18 protein-coding genes are annotated in these 17,598 nt (G+C 52.8%); 11 read left to right on the forward strand and 7 right to left on the reverse strand.

Annotated features, from left to right (window positions below):
- Nucleotides 1-4: 4 nt before the first annotated feature.
- Nucleotides 5-544 carry a 50S ribosomal protein L7/L12-serine acetyltransferase gene (rimL, locus tag ACLHV9_RS11920; RefSeq protein WP_108089940.1) on the forward strand — a complete coding sequence of 180 codons (540 nt, stop codon included), beginning with the start codon at nucleotides 5-7 and terminating at the stop codon, nucleotides 542-544.
- Here rimL and ydcK read toward each other — a convergent pair.
- Nucleotides 539-1,519, reverse strand: coding sequence for a YdcK family protein (gene ydcK, locus ACLHV9_RS11925; protein ID WP_108089939.1), 981 nt, complete (start codon nucleotides 1,517-1,519; stop codon nucleotides 539-541). The genes rimL and ydcK overlap by 6 nt on opposite strands.
- Nucleotides 1,520-1,654: 135 nt before the next feature.
- On the opposite strand from ydcK, the gene tehB reads away from it, so the two are divergent.
- On the forward strand, nucleotides 1,655-2,248 hold the full coding sequence (gene tehB, locus ACLHV9_RS11930; RefSeq protein WP_028017453.1) for a tellurite resistance methyltransferase TehB: 594 nt from the start codon (nucleotides 1,655-1,657) through the stop codon (nucleotides 2,246-2,248).
- On the opposite strand, the gene pepT is transcribed toward tehB, so the two are convergent.
- Nucleotides 2,245-3,474 (reverse strand): peptidase T, encoded by a 1,230-nt coding sequence (pepT, locus tag ACLHV9_RS11935; protein ID WP_049007221.1) that lies wholly within the window; start codon nucleotides 3,472-3,474, stop codon nucleotides 2,245-2,247. The genes tehB and pepT overlap by 4 nt on opposite strands.
- Nucleotides 3,475-3,585: 111 nt before the next feature.
- Between pepT and ACLHV9_RS11940 the strand changes: the two genes are divergently transcribed.
- Nucleotides 3,586-5,181, forward strand: a complete 1,596-nt coding sequence (locus ACLHV9_RS11940) for an ABC transporter substrate-binding protein (protein ID WP_407221181.1) — start codon at nucleotides 3,586-3,588, stop codon at nucleotides 5,179-5,181.
- Between the two features lie 135 nt (nucleotides 5,182-5,316).
- Complete coding sequence (locus ACLHV9_RS11945) at nucleotides 5,317-5,991, forward strand: DUF3313 domain-containing protein (protein WP_028017450.1); 675 nt, start codon at nucleotides 5,317-5,319, stop codon at nucleotides 5,989-5,991.
- Between the two features lie 35 nt (nucleotides 5,992-6,026).
- Here the strand turns inward: ACLHV9_RS11945 and ACLHV9_RS11950 are convergent, their stop codons facing one another.
- Entirely contained in the window at nucleotides 6,027-6,923 is an 897-nt protein-coding gene (locus tag ACLHV9_RS11950) for a DMT family transporter (RefSeq protein ID WP_028017449.1), read from the reverse strand.
- 174 nt (nucleotides 6,924-7,097) lie between these two features.
- On the opposite strand from ACLHV9_RS11950, the gene ACLHV9_RS11955 reads away from it, so the two are divergent.
- The gene (locus tag ACLHV9_RS11955) at nucleotides 7,098-7,970 is read left to right on the forward strand and encodes a helix-turn-helix transcriptional regulator (RefSeq protein ID WP_028017448.1); all 873 of its coding nucleotides are present in this window, start codon (nucleotides 7,098-7,100) and stop codon (nucleotides 7,968-7,970) included.
- Here the strand turns inward: ACLHV9_RS11955 and ACLHV9_RS11960 are convergent.
- On the reverse strand, nucleotides 7,950-9,119 hold the full coding sequence (locus tag ACLHV9_RS11960; RefSeq protein WP_049007225.1) for a benzoate/H(+) symporter BenE family transporter: 1,170 nt from the start codon (nucleotides 9,117-9,119) through the stop codon (nucleotides 7,950-7,952). The genes ACLHV9_RS11955 and ACLHV9_RS11960 overlap by 21 nt on opposite strands.
- 92 nt (nucleotides 9,120-9,211) lie before the next feature.
- Here ACLHV9_RS11960 and ACLHV9_RS11965 point away from each other — a divergent pair, with 92 nt between their 5' ends.
- Nucleotides 9,212-9,739 carry a helix-turn-helix domain-containing protein gene (locus tag ACLHV9_RS11965; RefSeq protein ID WP_028017446.1) on the forward strand — a complete coding sequence of 176 codons (528 nt, stop codon included), beginning with the start codon at nucleotides 9,212-9,214 and terminating at the stop codon, nucleotides 9,737-9,739.
- Nucleotides 9,740-9,819: 80 nt separating this feature from the next.
- Nucleotides 9,820-11,784 carry a peptidase U32 family protein gene (locus tag ACLHV9_RS11970; protein WP_407220525.1) on the forward strand — a complete coding sequence of 655 codons (1,965 nt, stop codon included), beginning with the start codon at nucleotides 9,820-9,822 and terminating at the stop codon, nucleotides 11,782-11,784.
- Here the strand turns inward: ACLHV9_RS11970 and ACLHV9_RS11975 are convergent.
- Nucleotides 11,781-12,011: a DUF2554 family protein gene (locus ACLHV9_RS11975; protein ID WP_028017444.1), complete on the reverse strand. Its 231-nt coding sequence runs from the start codon at nucleotides 12,009-12,011 to the stop codon at nucleotides 11,781-11,783. The genes ACLHV9_RS11970 and ACLHV9_RS11975 overlap by 4 nt on opposite strands.
- Nucleotides 12,012-12,254: 243 nt before the next feature.
- On the opposite strand from ACLHV9_RS11975, the gene ACLHV9_RS11980 reads away from it, so the two are divergent.
- On the forward strand, nucleotides 12,255-12,617 hold the full coding sequence (locus ACLHV9_RS11980) for a hypothetical protein (protein WP_129325008.1): 363 nt from the start codon (nucleotides 12,255-12,257) through the stop codon (nucleotides 12,615-12,617).
- 172 nt (nucleotides 12,618-12,789) lie between these two features.
- Here the strand turns inward: ACLHV9_RS11980 and ACLHV9_RS11985 are convergent, their stop codons facing one another.
- Nucleotides 12,790-13,326, reverse strand: a complete 537-nt coding sequence (locus ACLHV9_RS11985; RefSeq protein ID WP_407220526.1) for a dihydrofolate reductase family protein — start codon at nucleotides 13,324-13,326, stop codon at nucleotides 12,790-12,792.
- 40 nt (nucleotides 13,327-13,366) lie between these two features.
- Nucleotides 13,367-14,374 (reverse strand): transcriptional regulator FtrA, encoded by a 1,008-nt coding sequence (gene ftrA, locus ACLHV9_RS11990; protein WP_407220528.1) that lies wholly within the window; start codon nucleotides 14,372-14,374, stop codon nucleotides 13,367-13,369.
- A gap of 73 nt (nucleotides 14,375-14,447) precedes the next feature.
- On the opposite strand from ftrA, the gene ACLHV9_RS11995 reads away from it, so the two are divergent.
- The 3 genes from ACLHV9_RS11995 (at nucleotide 14,448) to urtA (ending at nucleotide 17,597) form a co-directional block, all read left to right on the forward strand.
- Nucleotides 14,448-14,861, forward strand: a complete 414-nt coding sequence (locus ACLHV9_RS11995; protein WP_108089934.1) for a rhodanese-like domain-containing protein — start codon at nucleotides 14,448-14,450, stop codon at nucleotides 14,859-14,861.
- 156 nt (nucleotides 14,862-15,017) lie between these two features.
- Complete coding sequence (locus ACLHV9_RS12000) at nucleotides 15,018-16,121, forward strand: cobalamin-independent methionine synthase II family protein (protein WP_028017439.1); 1,104 nt, start codon at nucleotides 15,018-15,020, stop codon at nucleotides 16,119-16,121.
- A 204-nt stretch (nucleotides 16,122-16,325) separates the two neighbouring features.
- Complete coding sequence (gene urtA / locus ACLHV9_RS12005; protein WP_407220529.1) at nucleotides 16,326-17,597, forward strand: urea ABC transporter substrate-binding protein; 1,272 nt, start codon at nucleotides 16,326-16,328, stop codon at nucleotides 17,595-17,597.
- Nucleotide 17,598: the final 1 nt, after the last annotated feature.

Consider the following 17,598-nt stretch of genomic DNA (forward strand, 5'->3'; position numbering starts at 1 on the left):
TATTATGACATCTGAAATCATCCCTGTATCGCAACACATCGAACTGCGCGCCGTTGAAGAGCGCTACGCCGCCGAACTGCACAACCTCGTCGTCAAAAACAGAGCTTTTCTGCAAACCGCCTTTGACTGGGCGCAGCACGTTGGCAGCGAAGAAGATACCCGCCGTAACGTGCAGAGTAACCAGATGCTGCACCAGCGCGGCTACGCCAAAATGTTTTTGATCTTTAAGGATGATGGGCTGGTCGGCGTGCTGTCGTTTAACACGATTGAACCGGCCAACAAAGCCGGGTACATCGGCTACTGGCTGGATGAAGCGCATCAAGGGCAGGGGATCCTCTCTCAGTCATTGCAGGCGTTTATGCGTTACTACGCTGAATGCGGTGAAATCCGTCGTTTTGTGATTAAGTGTCGGGTCGCGAATCAGCACAGCAACAAAGTTGCCCTGCGCAACGGTTTTACGCTGGAAGGTTGCCTGCGGGAAGCGGAATTCCTCAATGGTCATTTCGACGATGTGAACATCTACGGCAAGATTTATACGCTATAGCGCGCCCAGCAGGGGCGTGCGGGTAATGCGCTGGTTGCCATTAATGACCTTTTCGCCGCGCAGATGAATATTCTCACCGGCAAACGCTTCAATCACCGCATCGTCGGTGATTTCAACCCGGTGCTCAATCAGCACATCGCCGCTGATCCTCGCCCGTCCCTGAATCACGACTTTATCATCCAGCATGATCGGCCCACCGCGTAGCCATGCCTGTCCCCCAATCAGAACGTGGTGTTTTATGATGCAGTTTCCTTCTACCACCGCATCCTCCGCGACCTGAGAGCTGTAGCGCACCGTCGGAATGGCATCGTCATCAAAACCGGCAATCACGCGGGCATTGCCATAGACCTTTGCGCAGTCGCACACCCAGACGTTATTGAGATCGTTGCCTTCAAGGATTGCGTTGTCGAATATTTCGGCGCGGTGCTCAACAAAGGCATCATTCACCATCGCATCGCCGTAGATTTGCGCCTGATGAACAATGCGTGACTGGCTGACCGTCGCGTTATCGTAGATTTGCAGGATCTGTTCATGGTCCGGCGTCAGGCCTTTGGCGGCAATAACGACGCTGTTGTGAAGCACGCGGGCATTGCCATAAATATGACATTCACCCCGAACACAGGAGTGCTGAATGGTGACGTTGTCACTTATTCGGGCTCCATGGCTGACTTCAGCCTCGTCCAGCCAGCAATTGTCGCTGATATGCGCTTCGTGGCTAATGATGCAAGGCAGGGTAAGCCGCGCGTTGCCGGATACGGTGGCACCGGCGAACACCACGCTGTTTTCGTCGTAGATCCAACAGTCACCGTCTTGTGCGAGGGCGCGCTCATCGTCAATCCATCCACCTTTCGTACCTATCGTCACGTCGTTAAACTCCGCCGTGGCGATAATCTGCCGTAATGTGGTCGTGTGGGTTGTTTCGCCATTTTTCCATTGCCAAAGGCGTGTATCGTCGCTCAGGCGATATTTGTTCATCTTGATCTCTCTGATAACCGTCTTAACTAAACGTAGCAAATATTTCGGTTTTCGAACGGTTGGCAACCAGACGGTAAACGCCTTAAAATGGCATTCAAAATGCACTTTAAATTTATGCAGGATCAGGAAAAAATAATGACCGTCGATGAGAATTACTTCACAGAGAAATATGGCTTAACCCGAACGCATTCCGAGGTGCTGTTCAGTGCAGAAAGGGTTAAACCGGGTAAAACGCTGGATCTGGGCTGTGGAAATGGCCGTAACAGTCTCTACCTTGCTGCTAACGGTCACGAGGTGACGGCCTGGGATAAAAACCCGATGAGCATTGATAATATCGAGCGCATCAAGGCCGAAGAAGGGATCAACAACCTCCACACGGCGATAAAAGATCTCAACACCCTGAGTTTCGACGGTGAATACGATTTTATTTTGTCCACCGTCGTGCTGATGTTCCTGGATGCAAAAACCATCCCCGGTCTTATCGCCAATATGCAGCGCTGCACTACACCAGGCGGCCACAACCTGATTGTCGCCGCCATGGATACGACTGATTATCCGTGTACCGTCGGCTTCCCGTTTGCGTTTAGAACGGGTGAACTGAGCAACTACTATGAAGGCTGGGAGTTGCTCAAATACAACGAAGACGTTGGTGAACTGCACCGCACCGATGAAAACGGCAATCGCATTAAGCTGCGCTTTGCCACCATGCTGGCGCGTAAACCCACTTAACGGGCGGCCAGCAGGCAGAGTTGCAGGGCTGTCTGGTAAGAGGCCTCGAACGACGACAGCGGCAGAAATTCAAACTTCGAGTGGAAGTTATGCGCTCCGGTGAAGAAGTTTGGCGTAAGTAGCCCTTTTGCCGAGAGTGCCGCACCGTCTGTGCCGCCGCGCATCGGTGTCGGTTTCGGCGTGATGCCGAGCGATTCCATCGCTTCAAACATCAGGTCGATGGCGCGCCTGTCTTCGCCAATCGCATTGCTGATATTGCTGTAGGTATCTTCAATGCGATAGTCCACGTTGGCCGTTGGATGTTGGGCGGCTATCAGCGCGGCAACGTCGGCAATCTGCTGCTTGCGGGCGGCAAAGCTGTCCTTGTCAAAATCGCGGATATTCGCTTTGAGGATGGCCTCGTTTTGCCCCGCCTGAATACCGTTAAACCAGATATAGCCCTCACGACCTTCGGTACACTCGGGCGTTTGCTGGCGGTCAAAATGGTTGATGTAATCGGTCGCCATCAGCAGGGGGTTCACCAGCACGCCTTTGGCGGACATGGGGTGTGCCGTCACGCCCGTAAAGCGGATTTCCGCGGCTGCCGCATTAAAATTCTCGTAGACAATTTCACCCAGCTCGCAGCAGTCAATGGTCCAGGCAAAATCAACATCGAAGCGTTTCAGATCGAGCGCCTTCGCGCCGCACAGGCCAATTTCTTCATCCGGGACAAATGCGACCACAATGTCGCCGTGTTGATGCTCCGCGGTCAGGTTTTCCAGCACGGTCATGACTACGGTAACGGCTGATTTATTGTCTGCGCCCAAAACGCTGGTTCCGTCACTGAAAATAATCTCCTCATCCGGATAGGCCAGAATTTCCGGATGCTCTTTTACGCGTAACCAAATGTCTTTGTCTTTATTCAGGCAGAGGTCTTCACCTGTAAATGTTAATATCTGCGGATGAATATCCGGTGATAATCCCACGTCGACGGTATCAATATGGGTAATAAAACCAATACGCGGCGCACCGGCGACGTTACCTTTTTTCACCGCGGTCACCGTGGCGAATTCATCAATCACAATGTCGTCTAACCCCAGCTGTGCCAGCTCCTGAGCAAGCTCCCGCGCCATGTTGTGTTGGCCTGGCGTAGAGGGCAGAGTTTTTACTCTGGCATCGCTCTGGCTGGTGATGGAGAGATAGCGAAAAAAGCGGTGCGTTAATTGTCTGGAAAGTGGCGAGCCCATAGTGATTTATTCCTTATTTATTTTTCAGGTGTTTGCCACTTCACTTTAATGTTATTTATGAAATGGCAAAAGAATTAATTAGCCGTCGAATTAAAAAGACAGGAATAAATGATGAAAAGCAAACTCACAATCTTAACGCTTGCTCTTGCGGCGCTCACCGTCAGTTCCACTGTCGCTGCGAAAACGCTCGTGTATTGTTCCGAAGGATCGCCGGAAAACTTTAATCCTCAGTTATACACGTCGGGCACCAGCGTGGATGCCAGTGCTGTACCTGTTTATAACCGGCTGGTCGATTTCAAACCTGGCACCACGGAGCTGGTACCCAGTCTGGCAGAGAGCTGGGAGGTGAGCGACGACGGTAAAGTCTATACCTTCCATCTGCGCAAGGGGGTGAAATTCCAGAGCAATAAATTGTTCACACCGACCCGGGACTTTAACGCCGATGACGTCATCTTCTCGTTTATGCGGCAGAAAGATGTGAATCATCCTTACCATAACGTCTCTAACGGCAGCTATTCCAATTTCGAAAGTCTGGAGTTTGGCAGTCTGATAACCGCCATTGATAAAGTCGATGATCACACCGTGCGCTTTACGCTGGCACACCCGGAGGCGCCGTTTGTCGCGGATCTGGCATGGTATTTTGCCTCGATCCTCTCTGCGGAGTATGCCGACGCGATGCTGAAAGCGGGGACACCACAGAAGGTGGATATGGAGCCGATTGGCACCGGGCCGTTTAAGCTCGTACAGTATCAGAAGGACTCCCGCATCCTTTTCACCGCGTTTGCAGACTACTGGCAGGGTAAATCGAAACTCGATCGACTGGTGTTTACCATCACGCCGGATGCTTCAGTACGTTTTGCCAAAATCGAAAAGAACGAATGTCAGGTGATGCCGTTCCCGAACCCAGCCGATCTGCCGCGTATGAAGGCGAACAAAGACATCAACCTGATGAGCAAGGCAGGGCTGAACACTGGTTTTCTGGCGTTTAACACCCAAAAGCCACCGCTGGATAACGTGAAGGTTCGCCAGGCGCTGGCCATCGCCATCAACAAATCAGCCATTATTGACGCGGTGTTCCATGGCACGGGGACCGCCGCGAAGAACCTGCTGCCGCCAGGGGTATGGAGCGCCGACAGTGAACTTAAGGATTACGATTACGATCCGGAAAAGGCAAAAGCGCTGCTGAAGGAAGCAGGTTTTGCAAACGGAGTGAACATTGATTTGTGGGCAATGCCGGTGCAGCGTCCGTACAATCCGAATGCGAAACGTATGGCCGAAATGATTCAGGCCGACTGGGCGAAAGTGGGCGTACAAACTCACATTGTCACCTATGAATGGGGTGAATACCTCAAGCGCGTGAAGGGCGGGGAGCATCAGGCTGCGCTGATGGGCTGGACGACCGCAACGGGCGATCCGGACAATTTCTTTGGTCCGCTATTTACCTGCACCTCTGCAAATGGCGGTTCGAACTCGGCGAAGTGGTGCTATAAGCCGTTTGATAAAATTATTGCGGAGGCAAAATCAATAACCGACCACGATAAACGTGTGGCGCTGTATAAAGAGGCTCAGCAGATGATGCATGACCAGATGCCAGCGGTGATGATTGCGCATTCAACCATTTTCGAACCGGTGCGCAAAGAGGTGACGGGTTATGAAATTGACCCGTTCGGTAAGCATCTGTTCTGGCAACTGGATATACATCAGTAATTTTTCACTGCCCGGCACGCATCCGGGCAGTCTTTTTGCAATTTGTGCTCCCGACATCATTTTTTGTCACAACAAACCCTCCAGTCCTTTGCTATAACTTCAAATGCATACTTGCAGATAACATGGAAAACCATCATGCGTACTCAAACTTTTTTAAAAGTTGCAGTGCTTACTGGTCTGTTGGCTTTGGCGGGCTGTTCATCAAAAGTGGCCGCTCCCGAACAATACTCAGGCTTTTTAAAAGACTATTCTGGTTTAAAGGAAACAACTTCTGCAACGGGTAAACCGACCTTACGTTGGGTTGATCCGTCATATAACGAAGCTAATTATGACAATATTGTCTGGAACCCGATTACTTATTATCCGGCTCCAAAACCAACCACGCAGATTGGTCAAAAAACACTGGATGAGCTGCTGAGTTATACCAACAACAAAATGAAAACCTCGATTGGTCAGCGTAAACCGATCGTTACCACAGCAGGGCCGCGTAGCCTGATCTTCCGTGGTGCGATTACCGGTGTAACCTCTAAGCAAGAAGGTTTGCAGTTCTATGAAGTGGTGCCAGTGGCACTGGTTGTTGCAGGTACGCAAATGGCAACCGGTCACCGCACAATGGATACCCACCTTTACTTTGAAGGTGAGTTGATTGATGCAAAAACCGGTAAACCTGTTATTAAAGTGGTTCGTAAAGGCGAAGGTAAAGAGCTGACGAACAAAAATACCCCAATGGGCTTTGCAACCCTGAAACAGGTTGTTGATGACATGGCGACCGATGCCACCATGTTTGACGTGAAAAAGACCATGAAATAACCAGGAAAGGCCTGCATTGCGCAGGCCTTATTTATTTACGCTGTTCGTAAGCGCCTGATCCAGGTTTCGGGTTTAGTAAACATCACCATATTCCCCCCCAGAATCAGCAACAATCCGACGATACCGTTAATATGCCACACGTAACCTTCATAAACCGTTGAGATGGAGAGGGCGACCAGCGGGAAGAGCAGCGTACTGTAGGCCGCTTTGCCTGGGCCAATACGTCCCACCAGCGTAAAGTAAGCACCGAAAGCAATCACCGAACCAAACAAAGCCAGATAGAGCAGCGCGCCAATGTAGCTCACCGTCCATTCCGGGGTGAAACTGTCGCCTCTGAAAAGGGCAATGCACCCCATCACCAGTGTGCCATACAGCATCGCCCAGGCGTTGGTAGTCATAGTTTCAAGGCCTTTGCGCTGATGGCGCATGCTGATCATATTGCCCAGCGAGAAACCGTAGGTACCGAGTGCGGAGAGACCAATACCCGTCAGGAGTGACGCGCTCCAGCCACTGGCCAGAAGATCGTCCCAGAAGAGGGTGATAATGCCAATCAGCCCCAGAGCCGCAGCGGTCCAGAACCGCGCTGGTGGGCGTTGGCCGAAGAAAATAAAGCTGTTAATGGCGTTATAGAGCACCGCCATTGAGAAAATCACCGATTCCAGCCCGGTGTTGATGTGCGAGGCCGCGGTATAAAAGCACCAGAAGTTAAAGCAAAAAACGCAGCATCCCTGAAGTATGCAAAACAGATGATCCCGCAGCGCCAGTTTGCGCAGTCTACGCAGGGCGAGTAACACCACCATCATCGTGAGGCTGGCAACCGCGAAGCGCCAGAAAATGGATACGGGGGCCGCCACGGAACCCTGCTGCAGGAAAATCGCAATCCAGGTGGTTCCCCAGATAATTACCACCAGTCCGTATAATAATGCGTTCATACTTTTTCTCTTCTCAAACCACGGAAGTGGGCAGTATGGCGCGCTGAGCCGCAAGGGGCTTGCACTGCCTTGCGGTAGACTTGCAAATTCTTGCGCTTTTTTCTTTTATGGGGACTGGCAACCGGCGGCAACAATTCTTAGACTGATATTCTGATCAATAACACGCTAACGGTTATGTCTCACGCTTACGATACCTTTGAAACGCTGCGCCAACAGAATGCAGTCCTGCGGGAAACCGTCTCGCTGAACTCGGGTATTCAGCTGGCAGCGTGGTACAACAAGCACGATACGATAACGGTAAAAAGCAATCATCATACCCTTAGCCTGTACGTGGCTGACGGTTACGAAAGTTATCAAAAAACGCCGGGCGGCTGGAAAAATGGCGGTGGTCCGGATCGTTTCTGTTTGATGCCCAAAGAGAGCGAATCAACGTGGGATATCCGGGATGACCTGTCGTTTGTGCATCTCTACTGCACCGATGAACATCTGCGCGACGTGGGAGAAAAAATCTGGGACAAGCGGCCACTTTCGCTGACCCTGGACGAGCGTATTTTCGGCAGTGACCCGAAGATAACCGCGTTGTACCGTCAGTTTTTACTCGGCTGCGACTGGCAGCAGCACGCTAACCAGCTCACCCTGAGCACGGCCTCTACGCTGCTGTTAACCCATCTGCTGCAAAACTACTCGAACGTTCAGTGGAAATTGCCGGTCGTCACGGGCGGGTTATCCCCGTTCGTGTTGCGTAACGTGCTGGCCTTTATCGAAGAGAACCTGGGGCAGCCCCTGACGCTGGCAGAACTGGCTGCACAGGCTGCCCTCAGCGAATACCATTTTGCCCGCATGTTCCGCCAGTCGACGGGGCTGGCGCCGCATCAGTACGTGATGCAGCGCAGAATGGAAAAGGCGAAAGCGCTGGTACAACACACGGCGACGCCGCTGACGGACATCGCGCTTGCCTGTGGATTTAACTCCGCCAGCCACTTCAGTAACCGCTTTCGCAGCGTGACGGGAATGACGCCTTCTCAGCTACGCGCGGCGAGTGCGTGATAACAGGGCATAGCACACACCGCCCAGAACCAGTCCCCAGAATGCCGAACCAATGCCCAGGAGCGTCACACCGCTCGCGGTCATCAGGAATGTGACTATCGCTGCGTCACGTTCCGCTTCGTGATTCAGCGCCTGATACAGACTTCCGCTGATGGTGCCCAGTAACGCCAGACCCGCCAGCGTCTGGATCCAACTGAGCGGTAGCGCCGTCATGATTGCAGTAATAGAACCACCGAAAATACCGGCTAACAGATAAAATCCCCCGGCCGCGATGGCTGCCAGCCAGCGTTTACCTGCATCCGGGTGCGCATCCGGGCTCTGACAAATGGCGGCGGTAATCGCCGCGATACAGATGGAAAAGACGCCAAAGGGCGAAAACAGCAGTGCCAGCCCGCCCGTAAAGATGATGAGCGGCGAAACCGCCAGCGGGTAGCCGGAGGCTTTCATCGTGGCGAATCCCGGGGCATTTTGAGAGGCCATGGTCACCAGGAAGAAAGGGATGCCCACGCTCACCAGGCTGGTGAAGGTGAAGGATGGCGCAATAAACTCCGGCATAACAAGGGAAAGGGTGAATTTATCCGTGACAACGTCACCACTTACCCAGGCCACGATGCCGCCTGCCAGAAGCGTAACCACAATGGCATAGCGGGGGGCCAGCGCTTTTGCCATTAGCCACGCGGCAATCATGCTGCCGCACAGCAGAAAGTGCCCCTCCAGATGGGCAAACGCATGCAGCCCAAACTGCAAAAGCACCCCTGCCAGCATGGCAGCGGCAAGCGAATGGGGGATCAACTTCATCAGCCTGGCGAATAGCCCGGTGATGCCGCAGAGTAAAATGAGCGCATTGGCAAAGATGAACACGCCGATCGTTTCAGCCAGCGTGACACCGTGCAGGCTGGTCGCGAGCAGCGCCGCACCGGGTGTTGACCAGGCGGTGAGTACCGGCGCTTTATACCACCAGGAAAGCGCCAGCGTGCTGACTCCCATCCCAATCCCGAGTGCCGTCATCCAGCCCGCAATCTGTTGCGCATTTGCGCCGGCTGCCGCTGCGGCTTGCCAGATGATGGCAGCAGAACTGGCGTAGCCGACCAGGACGGCGACAAAACCCGCCAGAACGGCTGGAACAAGGTGTGTTGAAGAAGCGCGCATGAAAACTCCGTTGTGCGTTATAACGTCCGAAATAAGGTAACACTGTGCGTTATAGCGTACAAGTGATATGCTCGTAATCACCAGGAGGGAACATGGACATCACACAACATCTTGCAACCACACTGAAAACACTGCGCCAGGATCGCGGCTGGAGTTTGTCGAAACTGGCAGAAGAGACGGGAGTTTCAAAAGCGATGCTCGGGCAAATCGAGCGCAATGAATCCAGCCCGACGGTATCAACATTGTGGAAAATCGCCACCGGGCTGAACGTACCGTTTTCCACCTTTATCACCCCAGAGGCGGACAAGCAGGCTGTTTTTGACCCCCAGCAGCAGGCCATGGTGGTAAAACCGCTGTTCCCGTGGGATGAGACGCTGAAGTTTGATCATTTCTCCATTACCCTGGCACCCGGCGCGCTAAGCGAGTCAACGCCCCATGAAACGGGGGTGATTGAGCATGTGGTGGTGATAAGCGGCGAGCTGGAGATGCAACTGGAGGGTGAGTGGCAGACAATTCCTGCCGATTCAGGCATCCGTTTTGCCGGAGACAAACCGCACGCGTACCGTAACAGCAGCGACCGGACGGTGCATTTTCACTCCCTAATCCATTATCCCCGCTGACGCTACGCAAAACTGTTTCGCTGTCGCATACTTCTGACTACAATAGCCGCCATTTTGACCATAACGGATAACGACGAAGTATGCGCCTGCAATCCCATCATCTTGAACTTTTAAGCCCGGCCCGCGACGCCGCCATTGCCCGTGAAGCGATCCTTCACGGTGCAGATGCCGTCTACATTGGCGGTCCAGGCTTTGGTGCCCGCCATAACGCCAGCAACAGTCTGCAGGATATTGCTGAACTGGTACCGTTCGCCCACCGTTTCGGGGCGAAAGTGTTCGTGACCCTGAACACCATTCTTCATGATGATGAACTGGAACCTGCGCAACGTCTGATCACCGATCTCTACCAGACCGGGGTCGATGCCCTGATTGTTCAGGATATGGGCGTTCTTGAGCTGGATATTCCACCTATTGAACTGCACGCCAGCACCCAGTGCGATATCCGCACCGTTGAAAAAGCCAAATTCCTCTCCGACGTCGGTTTTTCACAGATCGTTCTGGCGCGTGAACTGAACCTGAACCAGATCCGTGATATCCACCAGGCGACAGACGCGACGATTGAGTTCTTTATCCACGGCGCGTTGTGCGTGGCTTATTCCGGCCAGTGCAATATTTCTCACGCCCAGACCGGGCGCAGCGCTAACCGCGGCGATTGCTCTCAGGCTTGTCGCCTGCCGTATACCCTGAAAGACGATCAGGGTCGCGTCGTGGCGTTTGAAAAACACCTGCTTTCCATGAAGGATAACGATCAGACCGCCAACCTCGGTGCGCTGATTGATGCAGGCGTGCGCTCCTTCAAAATTGAAGGGCGGTATAAAGATATGAGCTACGTGAAGAACATCACCGCACACTATCGTCAAATGCTGGATGCCATTATTGAAGATCGTGGTGACCTGGCACGCGCGTCAGCCGGTCGTACTGAGCATTTCTTTATTCCGTCGACCGATAAAACCTTCCATCGTGGCAGTACCGACTATTTCGTGAACGCCCGTAAAGGTGACATCGGCGCGTTTGATTCGCCGAAATTTATCGGCTTGCCGGTCGGTGAAGTTCTGAAAGTGGCGAAGGATCATCTGGACGTGGAGGTCACGGAGCCGCTGGCGAACGGCGATGGCCTGAACGTGATGATTAAGCGTGAAGTCGTAGGCTTCCGTGCCAATACGGTTGAAAAAACCGGAGAAAATCGCTATCGCGTGTGGCCGAATGAAATGCCTGCCGATCTCTACAAAGCGCGACCGAACGCGGCGCTAAACCGTAACCTGGATCATAACTGGCAGCAGGCGCTGCTGAAAACCTCCAGCGAGCGTCGCATCGCGGTGGATATTGAACTGGGAGGCTGGGAAGAGCAGCTGATTTTGACCATGACCTGCGAAGACGGCATCAGCGTGACGCATACGCTTGATGGCCAGTTTGAGGTCGCCAACAATGCGGACAAAGCGCTAAACAACCTGAAAGAGGGTGTGGCGAAGCTGGGGCAGACGATTTACTACGCACGTAATATTGAGGTGAATCTGTCTGACGCACTGTTCGTGCCGAACAGCCTGCTTAACCAGTTCCGTCGGGAAACCTCGGAAATGCTCGATGCGGCTCGTCTGGCTCACTATCCGCGAGGTAGCCGTAAAGCTGAAGCTGTTCCAGCGCCCGTTTACCCGGATACGCATTTGTCGTTCCTGGCTAACGTCTACAACCATAAAGCACGTAAATTCTATCATCGTCACGGCGTGCAGCTGATCGACGCGGCCTATGAAGCACATGAAGAGAAGGGTGATGTGCCGGTGATGATCACCAAGCACTGCCTCCGTTTTGCCTTTAACCTGTGTCCTAAGCAGGCGAAAGGGAACATCAAGAGCTGGAAGGCCACACCTATGCAACTGGTGAATGGTGACGAAGTGCTTACCCTGAAATTTGACTGCCGTCCTTGCGAAATGCATGTAATTGGCAAGATGAAAAACCATATTTTCAAAATGCCAGCGCCGGGGAGTGTCGTAGCCTCAGTAAGCCCGGACGAACTTATGAAAACCCTGCCTAAACGCAAAGGTAATTAACGAAAGTGTGTATCCGGTTTGCGCGATTTTTGCCACAGGTGGTGTTCGCGCAAACCTTCCGCTGATTCTTCTGCTTCACTTCGCAACTCATCGCTGTCAGCTTCATGCCGAAGCTGATGCCCAACATTTTTTACCCATAAATACTCATGACCTTTGTGCCCGGCCATCAGTTGGCCTGAAAACAGGGCGCAAATCAGCATTATGAGTGTTAACCCTTTTTTTATCATGTGTTCACCGCGAAATGACAGAGCAGGAATATCATGCCTGTTATTTCATGGTGTTATTATTCAAAAGTTCAAATTATCGCAAAGAGAATGTCAAATATTGTCGGAATGAAAGACAGCCAGGAAACATCTTAAAAATCATCTGATATATTGCAAACCGCCATTTTTGGTACATAACTGGACAGTTACTTTAAAGATTATTCCTATATAATAGCGAGTCTATGGCTAAGGAATGGGTCCTGATTAATGAAAAAAATGATAACGTTTGGGATTGTAGCGGCTGCTGTTGTGGCTGCTGCTGGGTTTCACTACGCTGGTGACAACGAACCGGAATATATTAAGTCCGCACAAACACGTGTTGGCTCATATTTAACCAGCGATTATGGTCGTGTTGCCTGCAATAGCACCAAAGTGAACGATCAACATTGGGAATTAGACTGCACCAATCAGTTGCGGGGAAAAACATTTCAGTTTGCCGTGTATCCTTCTGATAAAGCACCTTATAGCGTCGCGCGTTCGTTTTATCTGGAAGCAATGAATGATGACGCAAAATTGAGCGCTGAACAGGGGCTGATGCGTTATTTGCAAATCAATACCAAAGCGGGTTAATAGGGCTGTTTACCTCTCGTTAAGATAAAAGGTGTTAGGTTGTAATGGATCCGCTGCCCGGCCATGGAGTGTCGGGACGTAGAGCATAAAATACAAATCTATCCATGCAAGCATTTACCGCCAGATAATGGCGGTTTTTTTTTGTACATGTCGTCACGATGTTTGCCGCGGTTTATGATTTCAGCCGATAGTGCGACTGCACCAGACCTGAAGGGAAGCTGTGGCTTGATACCAGTGTCAAATCAATATCCTGGGGCAGGCTTCCGAACAAAGACTTTCCTGAACCAAGCAGAACAGGGACGGTCGTGATAACCATATCCGCGACCAGCCCTTCACGCAGGAACGACTGTATCACCTGTCCGCCATCGAGATAGACGCGATGGACGTTCTGCGCCGCCAGGTCATCGAGCACCTCTGTTGGTGTGCGATGAGAGAACTGTACTTTGCCCTTCAGGACCTCCGGCACGGGAGTATTCGCCAGCTGTCGGGAGAGTACCAGCACGGGCCGGTCATAAGGCCATGTGTCAAAGGACAATACCTTCTCATAGCTCCCTCGTCCCATTACGATCCACTCTTTGTCCGCGATGAACGCTTCATAGCCATGATCTTCTGTCGGGTCATCGCGCTGCAAAAGCCAGTCGATATCGTCATTCTCTCGGGCGATATAGCCATCAAGACTGACCGCGATAAAAACGTGTGTGGTGATCATCAGGTGCTCCGTATTTCAACACAACCAAAAGAGTGATGCCTCAGCGGGCAGTACCTGAACCTGAAAATTGCTTGCGATACTGTGCCGGGGAAAGTGCAAACTGCTGGCGAAAATGATGGCGCAACGTCGATGCCTGACCAAATCCAGTTTGTTCTGCAATACTGTCGATACTTAAACGGCTGCTTTCAAGATAATCTTTTGCCCGCATCAGGCGTTCATTGATCAACCAACGCGCTGGGGTCATTCCTGTCGCTGCCTCGAAGCGACGAAGGAAAGTGCGCTGGCTCATGCCCACCCGACGCGCCAGCGAATCGACGCTATGAGGCTCGACAAGATGATTGTGCAGGAAATCAAAAAGCTGGCCCAGGCGTTGGCTTTCCCGCAACTGCGCGACCGGGCGACTCAGCTGTTGCGGTTGTGAGCCATCCCTGTGAGGGGGAATAACCAGCCGACGCGCAACGCTATTGGCCGTTTCCATTCCATAATCCCGTCGTACAACGTGCAGGCAGAGATCAATTCCTGCTGCACTGCCTGCGGAGGTAAGAATATCTCCCTCATCCTGATAGAGCACATCCTCGACCACCAGGATGTCAGGGTAACGGGCTTTAAGCGCGTCAAGATAGCGCCAGTGCGTCGTGGCTTTACGTCCGTTCAGCAACCCCGACGCCGCCAGCACAAAGACCCCCGAACAGATGGACAGCAACTGGCAGCCTCGCGCGCTGGCCCGGCGTAATACCTCACAAAGTGTGTCCGGGACTGGTGAATCCAGGCCTCTCCAGCCAGGAATCACGATCAGATCGGCAGATTCAAGCAGGCTTAAATCGCCGTCGGTTATTATACGGATCCCACCGGTTGCCCGAAGTTCACCGCTATCAATACCCGCCACCGCAAAACGATACCATTCGTCCCCCAGTTCAGGACGCGGCAGACCAAAGATCTCCACCGCCACGCCAAACTCAAAGGTACACAGACCGTCATACGCCAGTACAACCACCAGCGGCCGCGTTATCTGTCTTAAGTTTGTCATCTTTTTGCTGTTTTCTGGCATACGCGCGGGCATTCACGGGCTGAATTTGTGGATAGAGTAGTGTTAACACAAACGCCAAAGATGAGGAAGTATCATGAGTTATGTTACTGAATTTCCGGCTGCGGAACCGCAGGAAGCTGTCACCCATTTTCTACGCCGCCTGAGCGTCGAAACCGACTGTGCTGATGTGCATCATGCCATCGTCAACCAGGAGCAAGATTTTGTGCTGCTGCACGTAGTAGGGAGTCCGGAGCAGTTTGCACGCCGTCATGTGCCTGGTGCTTTGCACCTGCCGCGTAGCCAGATTACTCCTGAGCGCATGGCGCAATGGCCTGAAGGCACGCTTTTCGTTGTCTACTGCGCAGGGCCGCACTGTAACGGCGCGGACAGAGCGGCGCTCAAGCTGGCACGACTCGGGCTGCCGGTCAAAATCATGCTCGGGGGGATCACCGGCTGGGAAGATGAAAAGTTCGCCTTTGCCAGCAGCGAAACCGCTACCGCGCTGTGAAGATGAATTTTATTCAACACCCGTGAAATTTTCTCGTTTGCCGGAATATGACAGATATGACATCTTTTTTGGACATTTAGACATCCAGAAGTCCAAATATTCAAATAATGAATTATCACTTCTGGCAATTATCGCCGGCAGACTGAGGAGAATTCCATGCAACGACAACACGCCCCGTATCGCGCCGATGTAGTAGGCAGTTTTTTACGTCCGGACACCATCAAACAGGCCCGCCTGAAATTTGCCAGCGGCGAAATTGATGCCGGAGAACTTCGCGCGGTTGAGGATGAGGCGATCCGCCATGTTGTCGAGCAGCAGTGCGCATGTGGGCTCCATGTGGTCACCGACGGCGAGTTTCGCCGCGCCTGGTGGCATTTCGATTTCTTCGACGGTCTGCAGGGCGTTGAGCGTTACGATTCACAGCAGGGTATTCAATTTAACGGGGTACAAACCAAAGCCCATGGCGTGCGCGTCATCGGCAAGCTGGGCTTTGGCGAGCATCCGATGCTGGAAGATTTTCGTTATCTGAAAAGCATCAGCGGCAACGCTCAGCCGAAGATGACCATTCCCAGCCCGAGCGTGCTCCATTTCCGCGGAGGCCGTAAAGACATTGATGCGACGGTTTACCCGGATCTGAATGACTATTTTGACGACCTGGCGACCACCTGGCGTGATGCCATCCGCGCATTCTACGATGCAGGCTGCCGTTATCTGCAGCTGGATGACACCGTCTGGGCGTATCTCTGTTCTGACGATCAGCGCCGTCAGATCCGCGAACGCGGCGATGATGCCGATGAACTGGCGCGTATCTATGCCCGCGTGCTAAACAAGGCGCTGGAAGGGAAACCGGACGATCTGACCATCGGGCTGCACGTCTGTCGCGGGAATTTCCGTTCAACCTGGATTTCCGAAGGCGGCTACGAGCCGGTGGCGGAAGTGCTGTTTGGCACGGTCAACGTTGATGCCTTCTTCCTTGAGTATGACAACGACCGCAGCGGTGATTTTGCACCCCTGCGTTTTGTTCGCCCGGGCAAGCAGCAGGTGGTGCTGGGCCTTATCACCACTAAAAACGGCGAACTTGAAAACCCGGAAGGGGTAAAGGCACGTCTGGAGGAGGCGGCAAAATACGTGGCGAAAGCGCAAATTTGCCTCAGCCCACAGTGTGGTTTTGCCTCCACGGAAGAGGGCAACACGCTAAGTGAAAACCAGCAGTGGGATAAAGTGCGTCTGGTGACGCAGATCGCCAGCGAAGTCTGGTAAACCCTTCGTTCCCGGCGCTGCATTATAAAAGTGCAGCGCTGTGCCATTCTGAGTCGTTCTCTTTACATCCTGCTTTCACTTTCCCTGCAATCGCGCTTTTTCCATTCTGGCATCCTTTTTGCTCCTGCTTAGCTGGCACATTTTTTTCCGCGTCCACGCCGTAACGGACGTCTTCGCACAGCGTTCTTTTTCAGGAGTGAAAATATGCACCGTCGTACCTTATTGAAAGCCTTCGCGTTGTCAGCTTCTGTTGTTGCTATGGGAATGAGTTTTGGCGTGCAAGCGGCCGATACCATCAAAGTGGGCATCATGCATTCTTTGTCCGGCACGATGGCTATCTCCGAGACCCCGCTGAAAGATGTTGCGCTGATGACGATCGATGAGATCAACGCCAAAGGGGGCGTACTGGGTAAAAAGCTGGAACCGGTAGTGGTTGACCCGGCGTCGAACTGGCCGCTGTTTGCTGAGAAAGCTCGCCAGCTGTTAAGCCAGGATAAAGTCGCGGTCGTGTTCGGTTGCTGGACATCGGTGTCGCGTAAATCGGTTCTGCCGGTGTTTGAAGAACTGAACGGCCTGCTGTTCTACCCGGTGCAATATGAAGGCGAGGAGATGTCACCGAACGTCTTCTATACCGGCGCGGCACCGAACCAGCAGGCGATCCCGGCTGTGGAATACCTGATGAGTGAAGACGGCGGTGGGGCAAAACGCTTCTTCCTGTTAGGTACCGATTACGTTTACCCCCGTACGACCAACAAGATCCTGCGTGCCTTCCTGCATTCGAAAGGGGTCGAGGATAAGGATATCGAAGAGGTTTACACCCCGTTTGGTCACAGCGACTACCAGACTATTGTTGCCAACATTAAGAAATTCTCCGCAGGCGGTAAAACCGCCGTGGTATCGACCATCAACGGAGACTCCAACGTACCGTTTTACAAAGAGCTGGCTAACCAGGGCCTGAAAGCGACCGACGTGCCGGTAGTGGCATTCTCCGTGGGTGAAGAAGAGCTGCGCGGGATCGACACCAAACCGCTGGTCGGCAACCTCGCGGCGTGGAACTACTTTGAGTCTGTGGATAACCCGACCAACCAGGCGTTCGTGGCGGATTACAAAGCCTATGCAAAAGCGCACAAGCTGCCGAATGCCGATACCGTGGTGACCAACGACCCGATGGAAGCCACCTACGTGGGCATCCATATGTGGGCACAGGCGGTGGAAAAAGCCGGTTCTACCGATGTAGATAAAGTGCGCACGGCGATGGCAGGCCAGTCATTTAAAGCCCCTTCAGGTTTTACGCTCACCATGGATGCTACCAACCATCACCTGCATAAGCCGGTCATGATCGGTGAAATTGAAGGGAACGGTCAGTTTAACGTGGTGTGGCAGACTGAACAGCCGGTACGTGCCCAGCCGTGGAGCCCGTTCATTGCCGGGAATGACAAAAAGCCCGATCAGCCGATGAAAACCGCCAGCAACTGAG

It is taken from the genome of Enterobacter sp. CPE_E890, from assembly GCF_046521475.1.
GTDB classification, from domain to species: domain Bacteria; phylum Pseudomonadota; class Gammaproteobacteria; order Enterobacterales; family Enterobacteriaceae; genus Enterobacter; species Enterobacter adelaidei.

Excerpts from the sequence above, each read along its gene's own strand:
- ACLHV9_RS11950 (WP_028017449.1), bottom strand. The coding sequence starts at position 6,923 with ATGAACGCATTATTATACGGACTGGTGGTAATTATCTGGGGAACCACC.
- ACLHV9_RS11970 (WP_407220525.1), top strand. The coding sequence starts at position 9,820 with ATGCGCCTGCAATCCCATCATCTTGAACTTTTAAGCCCGGCCCGCGAC.
- ACLHV9_RS11940 (WP_407221181.1), top strand. The coding sequence starts at position 3,586 with ATGAAAAGCAAACTCACAATCTTAACGCTTGCTCTTGCGGCGCTCACC.
- rimL (WP_108089940.1), top strand. The coding sequence starts at position 5 with ATGACATCTGAAATCATCCCTGTATCGCAACACATCGAACTGCGCGCC.
- ACLHV9_RS11985 (WP_407220526.1), bottom strand. The coding sequence starts at position 13,326 with ATGATCACCACACACGTTTTTATCGCGGTCAGTCTTGATGGCTATATC.
- ACLHV9_RS11945 (WP_028017450.1), top strand. The coding sequence starts at position 5,317 with ATGCGTACTCAAACTTTTTTAAAAGTTGCAGTGCTTACTGGTCTGTTG.
- ydcK (WP_108089939.1), bottom strand. The coding sequence starts at position 1,519 with ATGAACAAATATCGCCTGAGCGACGATACACGCCTTTGGCAATGGAAA.
- ACLHV9_RS11965 (WP_028017446.1), top strand. The coding sequence starts at position 9,212 with ATGGACATCACACAACATCTTGCAACCACACTGAAAACACTGCGCCAG.
- ACLHV9_RS11955 (WP_028017448.1), top strand. The coding sequence starts at position 7,098 with ATGTCTCACGCTTACGATACCTTTGAAACGCTGCGCCAACAGAATGCA.
- ACLHV9_RS11980 (WP_129325008.1), top strand. The coding sequence starts at position 12,255 with ATGAAAAAAATGATAACGTTTGGGATTGTAGCGGCTGCTGTTGTGGCT.
- urtA (WP_407220529.1), top strand. The coding sequence starts at position 16,326 with ATGCACCGTCGTACCTTATTGAAAGCCTTCGCGTTGTCAGCTTCTGTT.
- ACLHV9_RS11975 (WP_028017444.1), bottom strand. The coding sequence starts at position 12,011 with ATGATAAAAAAAGGGTTAACACTCATAATGCTGATTTGCGCCCTGTTT.
- ACLHV9_RS11960 (WP_049007225.1), bottom strand. The coding sequence starts at position 9,119 with ATGCGCGCTTCTTCAACACACCTTGTTCCAGCCGTTCTGGCGGGTTTT.
- ACLHV9_RS12000 (WP_028017439.1), top strand. The coding sequence starts at position 15,018 with ATGCAACGACAACACGCCCCGTATCGCGCCGATGTAGTAGGCAGTTTT.
- ACLHV9_RS11995 (WP_108089934.1), top strand. The coding sequence starts at position 14,448 with ATGAGTTATGTTACTGAATTTCCGGCTGCGGAACCGCAGGAAGCTGTC.
- ftrA (WP_407220528.1), bottom strand. The coding sequence starts at position 14,374 with ATGCCAGAAAACAGCAAAAAGATGACAAACTTAAGACAGATAACGCGG.
- pepT (WP_049007221.1), bottom strand. The coding sequence starts at position 3,474 with ATGGGCTCGCCACTTTCCAGACAATTAACGCACCGCTTTTTTCGCTAT.
- tehB (WP_028017453.1), top strand. The coding sequence starts at position 1,655 with ATGACCGTCGATGAGAATTACTTCACAGAGAAATATGGCTTAACCCGA.